Source organism: Cyanobacteria bacterium QS_8_64_29 (assembly GCA_003022125.1).
Lineage (GTDB): Bacteria > Cyanobacteriota > Cyanobacteriia > Cyanobacteriales > Rubidibacteraceae > QS-8-64-29.
In genome coordinates this window covers 21,959-36,029 of record PXQH01000064.1, presented here as the reverse complement: position 1 = coordinate 36,029, position 14,071 = coordinate 21,959, and the positions used below count along the sequence as shown (strand labels likewise).

General features: G+C 64.9%; 18 protein-coding genes. 14 read left to right on the top strand and 4 right to left on the bottom strand.

Going from position 1 to position 14,071, the window contains the following annotated elements; all coding sequences use genetic code 11:
* Positions 1–185 precede the first annotated feature (185 nt).
* From BRC58_10480 to BRC58_10425, 12 genes are all read left to right on the top strand, one after another.
* Entirely contained in the window at positions 186–539 is a 354-nt protein-coding gene (locus tag BRC58_10480; protein ID PSP15991.1) for an ATP synthase subunit I, read from the top strand.
* Positions 540–597: 58 nt separating this feature from the next.
* Entirely contained in the window at positions 598–1,353 is a 756-nt protein-coding gene (locus BRC58_10475) for a F0F1 ATP synthase subunit A (GenBank protein PSP15990.1), read from the top strand.
* A gap of 125 nt (positions 1,354–1,478) precedes the next feature.
* Positions 1,479–1,718, top strand: coding sequence for an ATP synthase F0 subunit C (atpE, locus tag BRC58_10470; GenBank protein ID PSP15989.1), 240 nt, complete (start codon positions 1,479–1,481; stop codon positions 1,716–1,718).
* A gap of 61 nt (positions 1,719–1,779) precedes the next feature.
* The gene (locus BRC58_10465) at positions 1,780–2,283 is read left to right on the top strand and encodes a F0F1 ATP synthase subunit B' (protein PSP15988.1); all 504 of its coding nucleotides are present in this window, start codon (positions 1,780–1,782) and stop codon (positions 2,281–2,283) included.
* Positions 2,283–2,825, top strand: coding sequence for an ATP synthase F0 subunit B (atpF, locus tag BRC58_10460; GenBank protein ID PSP15987.1), 543 nt, complete (start codon positions 2,283–2,285; stop codon positions 2,823–2,825). The genes BRC58_10465 and atpF overlap by 1 nt, the downstream gene beginning before the upstream one ends.
* Complete coding sequence (locus BRC58_10455) at positions 2,822–3,382, top strand: F0F1 ATP synthase subunit delta (GenBank protein ID PSP15986.1); 561 nt, start codon at positions 2,822–2,824, stop codon at positions 3,380–3,382. Before atpF ends, BRC58_10455 begins: the two co-directional genes overlap by 4 nt.
* 55 nt (positions 3,383–3,437) lie before the next feature.
* Positions 3,438–4,958 (top strand): F0F1 ATP synthase subunit alpha, encoded by a 1,521-nt coding sequence (atpA, locus tag BRC58_10450; protein PSP15985.1) that lies wholly within the window; start codon positions 3,438–3,440, stop codon positions 4,956–4,958.
* Between the two features lie 78 nt (positions 4,959–5,036).
* Positions 5,037–5,987 (top strand): F0F1 ATP synthase subunit gamma, encoded by a 951-nt coding sequence (locus BRC58_10445; protein PSP15984.1) that lies wholly within the window; start codon positions 5,037–5,039, stop codon positions 5,985–5,987.
* A gap of 111 nt (positions 5,988–6,098) precedes the next feature.
* Positions 6,099–6,419, top strand: coding sequence for a ferredoxin (locus BRC58_10440; GenBank protein PSP15983.1), 321 nt, complete (start codon positions 6,099–6,101; stop codon positions 6,417–6,419).
* Complete coding sequence (locus BRC58_10435; protein ID PSP15982.1) at positions 6,419–6,598, top strand: hypothetical protein; 180 nt, start codon at positions 6,419–6,421, stop codon at positions 6,596–6,598. The genes BRC58_10440 and BRC58_10435 overlap by 1 nt, the downstream gene beginning before the upstream one ends.
* 3 nt (positions 6,599–6,601) lie before the next feature.
* Positions 6,602–7,639 carry a hypothetical protein gene (locus BRC58_10430; protein ID PSP15981.1) on the top strand — a complete coding sequence of 346 codons (1,038 nt, stop codon included), beginning with the start codon at positions 6,602–6,604 and terminating at the stop codon, positions 7,637–7,639.
* A 22-nt stretch (positions 7,640–7,661) separates the two neighbouring features.
* Positions 7,662–8,234 (top strand): CPBP family intramembrane metalloprotease, encoded by a 573-nt coding sequence (locus BRC58_10425; GenBank protein PSP15980.1) that lies wholly within the window; start codon positions 7,662–7,664, stop codon positions 8,232–8,234.
* Here BRC58_10425 and BRC58_10420 read toward each other — a convergent pair.
* From BRC58_10420 to BRC58_10410, 3 genes are read right to left on the bottom strand one after another with little or no spacing between them, the layout of a single operon-like run.
* Entirely contained in the window at positions 8,224–8,517 is a 294-nt protein-coding gene (locus BRC58_10420) for a heme iron utilization protein (protein PSP16033.1), read from the bottom strand. The two genes, BRC58_10425 and BRC58_10420, sit on opposite strands and share 11 nt — an antisense overlap.
* A gap of 28 nt (positions 8,518–8,545) precedes the next feature.
* Positions 8,546–9,310: a cobalt-precorrin-6A reductase gene (locus BRC58_10415; GenBank protein ID PSP15979.1), complete on the bottom strand. Its 765-nt coding sequence runs from the start codon at positions 9,308–9,310 to the stop codon at positions 8,546–8,548.
* Between the two features lie 20 nt (positions 9,311–9,330).
* Complete coding sequence (locus BRC58_10410) at positions 9,331–9,519, bottom strand: hypothetical protein (GenBank protein PSP16032.1); 189 nt, start codon at positions 9,517–9,519, stop codon at positions 9,331–9,333.
* A 197-nt stretch (positions 9,520–9,716) separates the two neighbouring features.
* On the opposite strand from BRC58_10410, the gene BRC58_10405 reads away from it, so the two are divergent.
* On the top strand, positions 9,717–12,245 hold the full coding sequence (locus BRC58_10405; protein ID PSP15978.1) for a mannose-1-phosphate guanylyltransferase: 2,529 nt from the start codon (positions 9,717–9,719) through the stop codon (positions 12,243–12,245).
* 50 nt (positions 12,246–12,295) lie between these two features.
* Entirely contained in the window at positions 12,296–12,730 is a 435-nt protein-coding gene (locus BRC58_10400) for a single-stranded DNA-binding protein (protein ID PSP15977.1), read from the top strand.
* On the opposite strand, the gene BRC58_10395 is transcribed toward BRC58_10400, so the two are convergent.
* The gene (locus BRC58_10395; protein PSP15976.1) at positions 12,727–14,064 is read right to left on the bottom strand and encodes a trans-splicing intein-formed DNA polymerase III subunit alpha C-terminal partner DnaE-C; all 1,338 of its coding nucleotides are present in this window, start codon (positions 14,062–14,064) and stop codon (positions 12,727–12,729) included. The genes BRC58_10400 and BRC58_10395 overlap by 4 nt on opposite strands.
* Between the last annotated feature and the right edge of the window lie 7 nt (positions 14,065–14,071).

Sequence of the window (14,071 nt, the reverse complement as noted above, 5' to 3'; positions counted from 1 at the left end):
GCCCGAATATCCACCCAGGGGTTTTAAGTATTGTTACTGATGCGTGGTAGGATTTGGCTGGCTTGCCAAGCGGCAAGTTGCTAGCGTTCGAGTTCTGCCCAAGCCGGCGCGCACGATTGGCCCATCGGGTCCCAGAAACAGAAACACCAGCCCCTGCCGAGCCACCCGCCGTCTCGGCAGGCTCCATGCAGGAGTACTATCGCCTGCAGCAGACGTTGCTGTTCGTTTCGCTGGGCCTGACGGCCATTGCGTTCGCCTCGGTATGGTGGGCTTATTCGCTGGCGATCGCGCTCAACTACCTATTGGGCGCCTGCTTTGGCATTGCCTACTTGCGGCGCTTGGCCAAAGACGTTGAAGGACTGGGAAGGGGCAAGCAGCGCCTGGGGATGGGCCGGCTCGCCCTATTTGCGGGCGCCATCATCTTGGCGATCCAGCTGCCCTCGCTGCAAGTGCTGCCGGTATTTTTAGGGTTTATGACCTACAAAGCCGCCGTTTTGGCCTACACCATCGAAACGGCCCTACAGCCTCGCTCGGATTGAGCCTGCCCTAGCAGGCCCCGCGGGCGCTGGTACGAGCGTTGGGAGCAAGCGGAGCGCAATGACTGTTACGCCCTATTGGGAGGGGGTCGGTGCCCCTATACTAGCCGAGGCCGAGCTGGAGGTGGGCGAGCACCTCTATTGGCAAATCGGCAACGTGACGGTCCACGGTCAGGTCTTTATTACCACCTGGATCGTCATGGCGATTCTGATCGCCGCCGCCTGGATCGCCACGCGCAACCTCCAGCGCGTCCCGAGCGGTTTCCAGAACTTCATGGAATACGCGCTGGAGTTCGTTCGCAACATTGCCCGAAACCAAATTGGGGAGAAAGAGTACCGTCCCTGGGTGCCTTTTGTCGGGACGCTGTTTCTGTTCATTTTCGTGTCCAATTGGTTGGGGGCGCTCGTTCCGTGGAAGCTCGTCGAGCTGCCCGAGAGCGAGCTGGCTGCCCCCACCAACGACATCAACACCACGCTCGGGTTAGCCTTGCTGACCTCGCTGGCGTACTTTTACGCCGGTTTCAGCAAACGCGGGTTGGGTTATTTCAAAAAGTACATTGAGCCTACGCCCATCTTGCTGCCCATCAACATCCTGGAGGAGTTCACCAAGCCCATCTCGCTGAGCTTCCGCCTGTTTGGCAACATCCTGGCCGACGAGCTGGTTGTTGCCGTTCTGGTACTGTTGGTACCGCTGTTCGTCCCGCTGCCTGTCATGGCATTGGGGCTGTTCACAAGCGCCATTCAGGCTTTGATCTTTGCCACGCTGGCGGCTGCCTACGTTGGCGAAGCGCTGGAAGTTCCCGGCGAGGCCGAGTGAGCGCAGCTGCGATGGTGCCATCGGCCGATCGATTGCGCCATTGGGCTTTCCAAACGCCCCGTTTTAGCGTTCAATGAACGGGCGTGCTATCTGTCGTTACGCAATTTGATTCGAGGATACCCGTCATGGATATTACTGCTGCTTCCGTCGTTGCTGCGGCCCTCGCCGTTGGCCTGGCTGCCATCGGGCCGGGTGTGGGTCAAGGCAATGCCGCCGGTCAAGCCGTGGAAGGCATTGCCCGCCAGCCCGAGGCTGAGGGCAAGATTCGCGGCACCTTGCTGCTGAGCTTGGCCTTTATGGAGGCGCTCACCATTTACGGACTCGTTGTGGCGCTGGTGCTGCTGTTTGCCAATCCCTTCGCCTAATCCCGTCTGCCCCGGCCCTTGGGCCGGGGCAGCTAAACCCCATACACCTTCAAGCGAACGAATGATGGGAATGGTTCTGCTAGCCGCTGAGGCGGCGCCGGCATCGGAAGCGGGCCTGTTCAATTTCGATGCCACCTTGCCGCTGATGGCAATCCAGTTTTTGATCTTGGTCGCCATCCTCAATGCCGTTTTCTACAAGCCCCTAACGCAGGCGATCGACGGGCGCGCCGAATACGTCCGCCAAACGCTGGAAGCGGCGCGCGAGCGCGAGCAGCAAGCGCAACAGCTCGCCCAACAGTACGAGGATCGCCTCAAAGAGGCGCGCCAGCAGTCGCAGCAGATTGTTGCCGAGGCCCAGGAGCAGGCCCAGCAGCAAGCTAGCGACAAAATTGCCCGCGCCCAGCAGGAAGTGCAAAGCCAGCGCGAGGAAGCTGCTGAGGAAGTCAGGGCCCAAAAGCGCGAAGCGCTCCAGTCGCTGGAGCAGCAAGCTGATGCGCTCAGCGGTCAAATTCTGGCGAAATTGGTTCCCGAGTGGGGGAACGGGCAACGCACAGGTAAAGGATGATGGCAAACCTAGAAGCGTACGCACCCACATTGGTGGCAGCGGCCGAAGGCGGCGGCCTCCACTTCAACTTCGATCCGCTCGAGACCAACGCGATCAACCTGCTCCTCATTCTGGGCATCCTGTATTACTTCGGCCGCCGGTTTTTGGGCAACATCCTCAGCCAGCGGCGCTCGCGCATTGAGGGCGACATCCAACAAGCCGAGCAGCGCGCTTCGGATGCTGCCGCCACGCTGGCCGATGCCCAAAAGAAGCTCGAGCAAGCCCAAGATGAGGCCCAGCGCATCCGCGAATCGGCCCAGCAAAGCGCCCAAAACGTCAAGCAGCGCATCCTGGACGAAACCGATCGCGAAATCGAGCGCATGCGGCAGTCGGCAGTGCAGGATGTGGATGCTGAGCGCGATCGCGCCGTTCGCGAGATCCGCGAGCGGGTCGCAGCGCTGGCCATGGAGCGGGCGGAGCAGCAGCTGCGGCAGCGCCTGGATGCCTCGCTCCAACAGAAACTGATCGATCGCTCGCTAGCGCAGTTGGGAGGCAAGCAATGACAAGCAGCCGCTTGAGCGCCGAGGTTGTCGAGCCCTACGCCGACGCCCTGATGTCGCTGGCGCGCGCCCATAACCTGACCGAGTGCTTCGGTCAGGACCTGCGCAGCTTGCTGGAGCTCCTGGAGGGCTCCCAAGAGCTGCAGGCCTTTTTGGCCAATCCGTTGATCGCGGCCGGCGACAAACAAGCCGTCCTGCAAAGGATTGCCGGTGACAGCACCCATTCCTACCTGCAGAACTTTCTGCGGCTGCTGGCCGATAAAAAGCGCCTAATGTTCGCCGCCGGCATTGCCCGCCGCTACCTGGCGCTGCTGCGCGAGCTCAATCAGACGGCCCTGGCGCAAGTAACCGCAGCTGCCGAGCTGAGCGAGTCCCAGCGCCAGCAGGTCACCGAGCGCGTCAAGGCCATGACCGGTGCGCGCGATGTCGAGCTCGAGCTCAGCTACGATCCCGAGCTCATTGGCGGGGTGATCGTGCAGGTGGGCTCGCAGGTGCTCGATGCCAGCCTGCGCGGGCAGCTGCGCCGCATGAGCCTGCAGATGAGCGGCGCCGTCGGCTAGTCCCAACGACCGTTACGCTTGCAGCAACAACGCACATCCAGACTCCAGCAACACCATGGTTAGCATCAAACCGGACGAAATCAGCAGCGTCATTCGCCAGCAAATCGAGCAGTACGACCAGCAGGTCCAGGTCTCCAACGTGGGGACAGTCCTGCAAGTAGGCGATGGCGTCGCCCGCATCTACGGCCTGGATCAGGTCATGGCGAGCGAGCTGCTCGAGTTTGAAGACGGCACGGTGGGCATTGCGCTCAACCTGGAAGAAGACAACGTCGGCGCCGTGCTCATGGGCGATGGCATCGGCATTCAGGAAGGCAGCTCGGTGACCGCTACCGGCCGGATCGCTCAGGTGCCGGTGGGTGACGCCCTCATCGGCCGGGTCGTCGACACGCTGGCGCGCCCCCTCGATGGCAAGGGCGAGATTCAAACCAGCGAGAGCCGGCTGATCGAGTCGCCAGCACCCGGCATTATCGATCGGCAATCGGTTGACGAACCGCTCCAAACCGGGATCACGGCCATCGACACCATGATCCCCATCGGGCGAGGCCAGCGCGAGCTCATCATCGGCGATCGCCAAACCGGCAAGACGGCCATCGGCATCGACACCATCCTCAATCAGAAAAACGAGGATGTCATCTGCATCTACGTTGCCATCGGCCAGAAAGCCTCGACCGTGGCGCAAATCGCAAGCCAGCTGGAGGAAGCCGGCGCGCTGGACTACACCACCATCGTGGCGGCCAATGCCAACGACCCGGCCACGCTGCAGTACCTGGCCCCCTACGCGGCCGCCAGCATGGCCGAGCACTTTATGTACCAGGGCAAATCCACCCTGGTGGTGTTCGACGACCTAACCAAGCAAGCCCAATCCTACCGGCAGCTGTCGCTGCTGCTGCGCCGCCCGCCGGGCCGCGAAGCCTACCCGGGGGACGTGTTCTACCTGCACTCGCGCCTGCTGGAGCGGGCCGCCAAGCTCAACGACGAACTGGGCGGCGGCAGCATGACGGCGCTGCCCATCATCGAGACCCAGGCCGGCGACGTTTCGGCCTACATCCCCACCAACGTCATCTCCATTACTGACGGCCAGATCTTTCTGTCCTCGGATTTGTTCAACGCCGGCAATCGGCCCGCCATCAACGTGGGCATCTCGGTCTCGCGGGTGGGCTCCTCGGCCCAAATCAAGGCCGTCAAGCAGGTAGCCGGCAAGCTCAAACTGGAGCTGGCCCAGTTTGCCGAGCTCGAGGCCTTTTCGCAGTTCGCCTCCGATCTGGACAAATCCACTCAGCAGCAGCTAGCTCGCGGCCAGCGGCTGCGCGAGATGCTCAAGCAGTCGCAGAACAACCCCCTCTCAGTCCCCGAGCAGATTGCGGTGGTCTATGCCGGTACCAATGGCTACCTCGATGACTTGCCCCTGGAGCAGGTGACCGACTTCATCTCGGGGCTGCGCCGCTACGTCACCGACAGCAAGCCACAATTCGGCGAGGTCATTACCAGCGAGAAAAAGATGACCGACGAAGCCGATCGGCTCGTGCGCGAGGCCATCAGCGAGTACAAGCAAACCTTCCAGGCCTCGGCCAGCTAAGCCGCCAGTCGCTCGGGAGCGGGCAGCCGCTCCCGGGCGCTTTGCCCACTCCCTCCTGCCGCCGTCGCGCGCGAAACCATGGCGAATCTCAAAAGCATCCGCGATCGCATCAGCTCGGTCCAAAACACCCAAAAAATTACAGAAGCCATGCGCCTGGTCGCTGCGGCCAAGGTGCGGCGCGCCCAAGAGCAGGTCACCTCCACGCGCCCCTTTGCCGATCGCCTGGCCCAGGTGCTCTACGGGCTGCAAGCGCGCCTGCAGTTCGAGGACCTGGATCTGCCGCTGCTGCAGCAGCGGGAGCCCAACACGGTGGCGCTATTGGTGGTCTCGGGCGATCGCGGCCTCTGCGGTGCCTACAACAGCAACATCATCAAGCGCGCCGAGCGCCGCGCCCAACAGCTGCAAGCTGAGGGCATCAACTACCAATACGTGCTGGTGGGCAGCAAAGCCATCCAGCACTTCCAGCGGCGCAACGCGCCCATTGATGCCACCTACGCCAACTTAGAGCAAATTCCCACTGCGGGCGAGGCCTCCCAGATCGCCGACGAGCTGCTGTCGCTGTTTCTGTCGGAGTCCGTCGACCGGGTGGAGCTGATCTACACCAAATTCGTTTCGCTGGTGAGCTCGCGCCCGGTGGTCCAGACCCTGCTGCCGCTCGATCCGCAAGGGCTGGAACCCTCGGACGACGAGATCTTTCGCCTGACCACACGCGGCGGCGACTTCCAGGTGGAGCGGGAATCGGTCAGCGCCGAGGTGCGGTCGTTCCCGCAGGATATGATCTTCGAGCAGGATCCCGCCCAAATCCTGGATGCCCTGCTTCCGCTGTATCTCAACAACCAACTGCTGCGGGCGCTGCAAGAGGCAGCCGCTAGCGAGCTCGCCGCTCGCATGACTGCCATGAACAACGCCAGCGACAATGCCCAAGAGCTGATCCAAAACCTGACCGTGCAGTACAACAAGGCGCGGCAGGCAGCCATCACCCAAGAAATTCTGGAGGTCGTCTCGGGGGCCGAGGCCCTCAACGAATGACCGCTGCCCCGGGATCGAGACCGCTCGCTCGGGGGCCAAACGGATGCCGAGGGGGTTGACGTTCGCGGCCCCAGCGCGTCCCAATACAAGCAGTGCTGAGCGAGCGCTCCTATGTCCGCAACCCATACGGTCGAGCTCTACCACCGCGGCGAGACCTACACCCTCGCGGTGCCGGAAGACCAAACCATTTTGGAGGCCGCTTACGCGGCCGATATCGATCTGCCCAGTGCCTGCCAGTCTGGGGTGTGCACGACCTGCGCCGCGCGCGTCCTGTCGGGGAGCGTCGACCAAAGCGAGGGGATGAGCGTCTCGCCCGAGCTGCAGCAAGAGGGCTACGCGCTGCTGTGCGTCGCTTACCCGCGCTCCGAGCTCGCCATTGAGTCCGAGCACGAAGAGACGGTCTACCAGCGGCAGTTCGCTCAACCCTCCTGATGGAAACGCACTGGGTCGAGACCGAGGTGGCGCTTGCCGGGCGCAGCGGCGCACAACTGCGCTCAGCCGTTGAGGCCGAGCTGCGCCGCTACGGCCGGCCGCTGCGTTGGGCCATTGTGGCGGTCTCGGCCGATCGCCAGCGCGGGCGCGTCGAGGCCATCGTAACCGCAGGCGACTAGTCCGTGCCGCTCGCGCGCCCCTACACGGTCGTTGCGATCGTGCCCACCGGCGTGGGGGCTGCCATCGGCGGCTACGCCGGCGATGCCCTGCCGATGGCCCGCGCCATCGCCCAGGTTGCTGATCGCGCCATTACTCATCCCAACGTCCTCAACGGGGCCCAGCTCTACTGGCCCGAGCCCAACCTGCTCTACGTGGAAGGGTACGGCCTGGACCGCTTTGCCGCCGGCGAGTGGGGCCTGCGCCCGGTCCGCCGCAACCGGGTCGTGCCCGTGCTGGATGCCGGCATGGAACCCGAGCTGCGCTGGCGGCACGCCCAAGCCGCCGACGCCGCGCGGGCCACCCTGGGCCTGGAGGTGGACGAGTGCCGGGTGACGGACGCGCCGCTCGAGGTGACGCTGCGGCAGGCCCCCTCTGGCGCCAGTTGGGGCACGTTGGGCAATCCCGATAGCCTGCTGCGCGCGGCCGAGCGCGCCATCCGCGATGACGGTGCCGAGGCGATCGCCGTGATCGCCCGCTTTCCCGACGGCGCCCATGGCCCCCAGGCGCAGGCCTACCGCCACGGCCAGGGAGTGGATCCGCTGGCGGGGGCCGAGGCGGTCATCTCGCACTTGGTCGTGCACACCTTCGGCCTCCCGTGCGCCCATGCCCCCGCCCTGGCGCCGCTACCAGTGGACGCGCAAGTGGCGCCGCGCGCCGCCGCCGAGGAGCTGGGCTACACGTTTTTGCCCAGCGTGCTGGTGGGCCTGGCTCGGGCACCGCAGTTTGCCACCCAGCGGACGGCGGGCGCCGCCGAGGCCATCTGGGCGGATGCGGTCGATGCGGTGGTGGCGCCGGCGGATGCCTGCGGCGGAAGCGCCCTGCTGGGCCTCAGCGATCGCGGCGCCCGCATTGTGAGCGTGGCCCAGAACGCCACCCGCATGCAAGTGCCGCCCGAGCGCTTGGGCATGGCTGCCATTCCAGTACACTCGTACCTAGAGGCGCTGGGGGTCTTGGTCGCCCAGCGCGCTGGCTTGGACGAGACCGCCCTGCACCTTCCCTAGAACGCGCTCACACGCTTGGCTCGTGCCTGACTCCAACACCCCCGAGATCGATCCGCTCACGCGCCCGCAAGTCCTAGCCGTCATGGGCATGACGGCCGTGCTGTTGCTGGCAGTAACCAAAGCCTGGCAGGCGCTGGGCTCGCCGGCGCTGCTGCCGTGGCGCGCGAGCGCGCCGGCGCTGGGCTTGGGGCTGGCACTGGCGCTAGCAATCGCGGGGGCGAGCAGCCTGCTCTATCGCTGGTGGCCGGCTTACCGCCGCAGCGCCCGCGCCTACCTGACGCTGGTGCTGGAGCCGCTGGTGTGGCCGGATCTGATCTGGTTGGGGCTGCTGCCGGGCCTGAGCGAGGAGTTGCTATTCCGGGGCTTGATGCTGCCGGCGCTGGGCGGCGATGCCGCCGCCGTGGCCGTCACTAGCTTGCTGTTTGGCAGCCTGCACCTGGGCGGCATCCAACAGTGGCCCTACGTCGTCTGGGCCACCTGCGTGGGCGCGCTGCTGGGCACAGCTGCCGTCCTGAGCGGCAACTTACTGGTGCCCATCGTGGCGCACGTGACCACCAACTGGATCTCCAGCGCGCTCTGGAAGCTCAACCGCTAGCCTCCTGCTGCTGCCGGGCGCGCTGCAGCATGTCAATGAGGGTGTAGTGGGCATCCTCAGCCCCCTCGAGGGGATGGTCGAAGGTAATGCGGAGCGGAACCTGGCAATCGCCGAGCTGCGCCGCCAGATCCATGCCGTTGCGGTCGATGGAGACCAGGCGCGCCGATTCAGTGGCGGGGGCATCGCCGAAGGTTTGCGCGTAGAGCACCAGGGCATCGCCGTGGTCCTGGTTCATGTGCTGGCAGATGCGATCGCGCACCTCGGGCGGGAAGGCTTCGGGCATGGCAGGTGCCATTGCGTTGCTGCTGCCTTTATGGTGCTAGCTGGCGGCGGCAAAAGGCCACCACTTCCTGCAGCTCGCTCGTTTGCTGCGGGTAGGCTAGCTGCGGCCGCGCGATCGCGATCAGCGGCACGCCCAGCTCCGCGGCAACGCGCCGTTTGATGGCTTCGCCGCCAGTACTACCCGAGGCTTTAGTTACCACCAACGAAACCTGCCAGTGCCGCCAGAGCGCCCGCTCCAGCTCGGCACCCAGCGGCGGCCGCAGCGCCACGATGCGATCCGGGCTAAAGCCTGCTTCTTGTGCGGCTTGCAGCGATGGCGCCCTGGGCAGCACCCGCGCGAACAGCGTTGCTGCCTCTTGCCAGGGGGCAAAGCGCGCCAGGGGGCGATACCCTACCGCCAGCAGCACGCGCTCGCCCCGCAGGCGATCGCTGGCCAGGAGCGCCTCGAAGTTGGGGAACTCGCTCGTGCCAGCGCCCGCGGGTAACTCGGGGCGCTCGTAGCGCAGGTAGGGAACCCCCTGCCGCGCTGCCGCTGTCATGGCCCCCTGCGAGATGGCGCTGGCATGGGGGTGGGAGGCATCGACCACCGCCGCGATGCCCGCCTGCTGCAAGAACCCATCCAGCGCCTCTGGCGCCATGCGGCCCACGCGGACCTGCAGGTAAGGGGTCTGGGGGTAGAGGGCTGCTGCCGGTGCGCTCGCCACCGTGACGGTGCAGGGGAGGCCCAGGGCTGCGATCACCTCGGCTGCGCGGGCGCTATCGCGGGTGCCCCCAATGAGCCAGATGCGTCCCATGGCAGCCGGCGGCAGCGCGCTCAGCCTTTGAGGGCCTTGGTGAAGTTGCGGCGGTAGCGCCCGTTCCAGATCAGGGCCGGCCACAGCAGCGAGAGGCCCAGGCGATTGGCCAGCGTGGGGTCAAAGTTGGTGCGCTCGAACCCGCGCCAGAAACGCCAAACGCCGGCGCCGTAAGCGACCAGCAAAACGATCCCCAACAACGTTCCCATGGTTCGCGTGCTCCCAACGCAGCGCGGCTGGCCCGCTTTTGAGCGAGCGGATGAGCCGATGTTAAAATCCGTTTGGATTGTCCAATCTATCACTAGCGCCCATGGCGCGTCCCACCGGCAGAAGTGGGCTGCCAGCAACGATCCGCCCGGGCGGATGCAGCGAGCGCATCCCGCAAGCGCGTGCGTAAGGAGGCTCTATGCGGGCAGTGTTGATGGCGGGCGGCTCGGGGACAAGGTTGAGGCCGCTGACTTGCGATTTGCCCAAGCCCATGGTGCCGGTGCTCAACCGCCCCATTGCCGAGCACATCATCCGCTTGCTCAAGCGGCACGGCGTTGAGGAAATCGTTGCAACGCTCCACTACATTCCCGATGCCATCCGCGACTACTTTCAGGATGGCAGCGAGTTTGGAGTCTCGATGACCTACGCCATCGAGCAAGACCAAGCGCTGGGCACGGCCGGATCGGTCAAAAACATCAGCAACTTGCTCGATGAGAGTTTTATCGTCATCAGCGGTGACAGCATCACCGATTTCGATCTGAGCGCGGCCCTCGCCTTTCACCGGCAAAAGCAGTCCAAGGCAACGCTGGTGCTCGCGCGCGTGCCCAATCCGGTGGACTTTGGCGTCGTCATTACCGATAGCGACTACCGCATCAACCGCTTCCTGGAAAAGCCGGCTAGCAGCGAAATCTTTTCGGATACGGTCAACACCGGCACCTACATCCTAGAGCCCGAGGTGCTGGACTACCTGCCCGAGGGCGAAGAGAGCGACTTCTCCACCGATCTGTTCCCGCAACTGCTGGCCCAGGGCGACCCCATGTACGGCTTTATTGCCGACGGTTACTGGTGCGATGTCGGCCACCTCAACGCCTATCGCGAGTCCCAGTACGACGCGCTCAACGGGCAGGTGGCGCTCGAGTTTGACTATCCACAGCGTGAGGCGGGACTCTGGGTGGGCGAGCGCACCGCTATCGATCCCAGCGCCCAGATTGAGGGCCCCGTTGCGATCGGCAATAACTGCCGCATTGGCCCCAACGTCAAAATCGGCGCCGGAACGGTGTTGGGGGACGACGTCACAGTAGGCGCCGAAGCCGATCTCAAGCACCCGGTGGTCTGGAGTGGGGCCACCATCGGCGAGCAGGCCAGCCTGCGAGCTTGCACCATCGCGCGCGGCTGCCGCGTCGGCCGCCGCGCCCAAGTCCTGGAAGGGGCGACGGTGGGCACGCTCTCGACAGTGGGCGAGGAAGCCCTGATCGCCTCCAACGTCCGCGTCTGGCCCAACAAGCGCATCGAGTCGGGGGCCATCCTCAACATCAGCTTGATTTGGGGCAACATGGCCCAGCGCAACCTGTTCGGGCAGCAGGGGGTGACCGGCATTGCCAACATCGACATCACCCCTGAATTCGCCGTCAAGCTGGGGGCGGCTTACGGTTCCACCCTGCCGCCGGGCGCGAGCGTGACAGTCTCGCGTGACCAGCGCAGCGTCTCGCGCATGGTGACGCGCTCGCTGGTATCGGGGTTGATGTCGGCTGGGGTCAACATTCAAAACCTAGAGGCCACGGCCGTTCCCATTGCACGGACCTTGGTGCCGCAGTTGGGGGTCTGGGGCGGCATTCACGTACGGCTCCATCCCAGCCGAACCGACAGCATGCTGCTGGAGTTTTTTGACGCCAGCGGCATCGATTTGCCCAAGGCCAAAGAAAAGAAATTGGAGGGCACCTACTTCAAAGAGGATCTGCGGCGCGTGCAAATTCCCGATATTGGGAACATGACCTATCCCAGCCAGATTCTGGATGCCTACAGCCGCGGGTTTGAGGCCAACCTCAACGTCGAGGCGGTGCGCAACAGCCGCGCCAAGGTCGTCATTGACTATGCCTATGCGGTCTCGGGGGCCGTCCTGCCGCGCCTGATGGCCAAATTCGGCTGCGATGCCGTGGTGCTCAACGCCACGCTCAGCCAGACGGCCCTCTCGGCCCAGGAGCGCGAGACCCTGCTCGGCCAGCTGGGCCAGGTGGTGGGGGCCCTGAGCGCCACTTTTGGCGCGCAAGTGGCAGCCAACGGCGAGCAGCTAACGCTGGTGGACGAGACCGGCACGCCCATTCGCGGCGAGCTGCTGACGGCGCTGATGGTGGAGACCCTGTTGGCCTCGCACCCGCGCCGCACGGTCGTGGTGCCGGTGCATGCCGCCAGCACGGTCGAGCGCATTGCCGAACGACACGGCGGCAATGTCGTGCGCACCAAAGCCAATCCCACGGCCCTGATGGAAGCCATCCAGCAGCGGCCCAATGCCATTTTGGGCGGCAGTGGCGAGACGGGCTTTATCTTTCCGCAGCTGCATCCGGGCTTCGATGCCATGTTCTGCATTGCCAAGCTCATCGAGCTGATCACCGTGCAGGAGCGCTCGCTGGCCGAGATCCGCAAGGGGCTGCCCCAGGTCTGCCACCAATCCCACACCATGCACTGCCCCTGGGCCGTCAAGGGCAGCCTGATGCGCCACTTGGTTGAGACGCACGCTGCCGATCACCTAGCGCTGATCGATGGCGTCAAGATCGCCCACGGGAGCGGCGACGACTGGGTGCTGGTGCTGCCGGATGCCAGCGAGCCGCTGGTGCACGTCTTTGCCAACGGTGAGGACCGCGACTGGGTGGAGCGGATACTGCAGGATTACTGCCAGCGCGTGCAAGACTTCATCGAGCGCGAGCAGGCGGTTGAGGTGGGCAGCGCCTGAGGGTTCCCAGCGCGGCTAAGCTAGAGCCGACCCGATTCTACGCCGCTGCCATGAATAGCTGCATCCTGATGGCGCAGGTCGCCAGCGCACCGGAGCTGCGCTACACCCAGGACAACCAGACCCCGGTGGCCGAGATGCTGGTGGAGTTTCCGGGGTTGCGCCAGGACGATCCCCCGGCCACGGTCAAAGTCGTTGGCTGGGGCAACTTGGCCACCCGGATCCAGCAGGAGCGCGCCGTTGGCGATCGCCTCATCATTGAGGGGCGCCTGCAAATGAACGCCATCGACCGGCCGGAGGGATTTAAAGAGAAGCGGACCGAGCTGATTGCCTACCGCATCCATCCCCTAGCGGCGCTGGCCAGTGCCTCAGCGGGCGAGGCCGAAACCGGCGCCACCGGATCGAGCGAGGCCGGTACAGCCGCCCGAGTGCCCGAGACCAGTGCCGCTGCCGAGTCCGAGGCCAACCTCGACGACATCCCCTTCTAGCGCTGGCCCATCAAGGCAGCCGCCCGCGCGCTAAAGCCCATGGCGTTGAGCCGCTCCACGGCCTCGCCATCGTCGGGCACCCAGTAGCGGGGCCCAAAGCGCACGAATTGCTGGCGGCTGCCATCGCCAATGGCCCCTACTACCGGGACGCGCGCCGGGGCGCGCTCGCCCGATTGCGACTGTAGGGTATCTTGCAACCGGCGCAAGGCTTGCCGGTCGGCTGCCTGCTGCGGCGTGAGATCCACCACCACCATGCGGACGCGCTCCACGGTCTCGGCATCGTCGACCAGCAGCTGCGGCTGCTCGTTGCGCCAATCGACTTTGCCCCAAACGATCAGGCGTGCGTCCGCCTCCAGCAGCGATCCGATGCGCTCGTAGGCATCCGGAAAGACCACACCCTCGGCCTGCCCGGAGAGATCCTCGAGCGTGACGAAGGCCATGCGATCACCTTTTTTGGTCGTGACGGGCTTGGCTTCGGCCACTAGGGCGAGCGCGCTGACCGCTTGCTTGGCCTCGTAGCCCCCCAGCTCGCCCAGGCTGACGGGGGCAAACACCCGAGCGGCCTGGCGGGTGGCTTTGAGCGGATGGTCGGAGACGTAGAATCCCAGCAGGTCCTTTTCTTGCTTGAGCTTATCCGCCGGCGAGAAATCGGCGACGTTTTCCAGGACCGGGGCATCGGCGAAGCCATCCGTCTCCGAACTCGAGGCATCGGCCTCAAATAAGCTAAACTGCCCGCTATTGCGCGCGCGCGCCCGGCCCTGGGCCCACTTCAGCATGGGCTCGAGGCTGCAGATGAGCTGGTTGCGGTTGCTGCCCAGGCAGTCCAGGGCACCGCAGTAGATCAGCGATTCCAGGGCGCGGCGGTTGACTGTTTGCAAATCGACGCGCGCGCACAGATCGGCGAGCGACTGGAAGGCCCCGCCGGCTTGCTCGCGCGCTGCCAGGATATTTTCGATGGCGCTGTGACCCACGTTGCGCACCGCCGAGAGCCCAAACAGAATGGCATCGCCCACAGGGGTGAAGCTCACCTGCGAGCGGTTGATATCGGGCGGCTCGACCGCGATCGCCATCCGCTGGCAGGTTTCGATGTATCTTTCGATTTTGTCGGTACTGTCGCTGTTGGCCGATAGCAGCGCGGCCATGTACTCCACCGGGTAATTGGCCTTGAGGTACGCCGTCTGGTAGGTAATGTAGGCGTAGGCGGTGGAGTGGGACTTGTTAAAGCAGTTTGAGGCCACCGACCCATCGGCCAGGACGAAGTTGTGGTCCCGGGCAACGCCGATGTCATAGACCGGCTGCTGGCCCAGCGGGCGGCGGCTGACGATCTTGGCCATGGCGACT

Excerpts from the sequence above, each read along its gene's own strand:
- BRC58_10480 (PSP15991.1), top strand. The coding sequence starts at position 186 with ATGCAGGAGTACTATCGCCTGCAGCAGACGTTGCTGTTCGTTTCGCTG.
- BRC58_10475 (PSP15990.1), top strand. The coding sequence starts at position 598 with ATGACTGTTACGCCCTATTGGGAGGGGGTCGGTGCCCCTATACTAGCC.
- atpE (PSP15989.1), top strand. The coding sequence starts at position 1,479 with ATGGATATTACTGCTGCTTCCGTCGTTGCTGCGGCCCTCGCCGTTGGC.
- BRC58_10465 (PSP15988.1), top strand. The coding sequence starts at position 1,780 with ATGATGGGAATGGTTCTGCTAGCCGCTGAGGCGGCGCCGGCATCGGAA.
- atpF (PSP15987.1), top strand. The coding sequence starts at position 2,283 with ATGGCAAACCTAGAAGCGTACGCACCCACATTGGTGGCAGCGGCCGAA.
- BRC58_10455 (PSP15986.1), top strand. The coding sequence starts at position 2,822 with ATGACAAGCAGCCGCTTGAGCGCCGAGGTTGTCGAGCCCTACGCCGAC.
- atpA (PSP15985.1), top strand. The coding sequence starts at position 3,438 with ATGGTTAGCATCAAACCGGACGAAATCAGCAGCGTCATTCGCCAGCAA.
- BRC58_10445 (PSP15984.1), top strand. The coding sequence starts at position 5,037 with ATGGCGAATCTCAAAAGCATCCGCGATCGCATCAGCTCGGTCCAAAAC.
- BRC58_10440 (PSP15983.1), top strand. The coding sequence starts at position 6,099 with ATGTCCGCAACCCATACGGTCGAGCTCTACCACCGCGGCGAGACCTAC.
- BRC58_10435 (PSP15982.1), top strand. The coding sequence starts at position 6,419 with ATGGAAACGCACTGGGTCGAGACCGAGGTGGCGCTTGCCGGGCGCAGC.
- BRC58_10420 (PSP16033.1), bottom strand. The coding sequence starts at position 8,517 with ATGCCCGAAGCCTTCCCGCCCGAGGTGCGCGATCGCATCTGCCAGCAC.
- BRC58_10415 (PSP15979.1), bottom strand. The coding sequence starts at position 9,310 with ATGGGACGCATCTGGCTCATTGGGGGCACCCGCGATAGCGCCCGCGCA.
- BRC58_10410 (PSP16032.1), bottom strand. The coding sequence starts at position 9,519 with ATGGGAACGTTGTTGGGGATCGTTTTGCTGGTCGCTTACGGCGCCGGC.
- BRC58_10405 (PSP15978.1), top strand. The coding sequence starts at position 9,717 with ATGCGGGCAGTGTTGATGGCGGGCGGCTCGGGGACAAGGTTGAGGCCG.
- BRC58_10400 (PSP15977.1), top strand. The coding sequence starts at position 12,296 with ATGAATAGCTGCATCCTGATGGCGCAGGTCGCCAGCGCACCGGAGCTG.
- BRC58_10395 (PSP15976.1), bottom strand. The coding sequence starts at position 14,064 with ATGGCCAAGATCGTCAGCCGCCGCCCGCTGGGCCAGCAGCCGGTCTAT.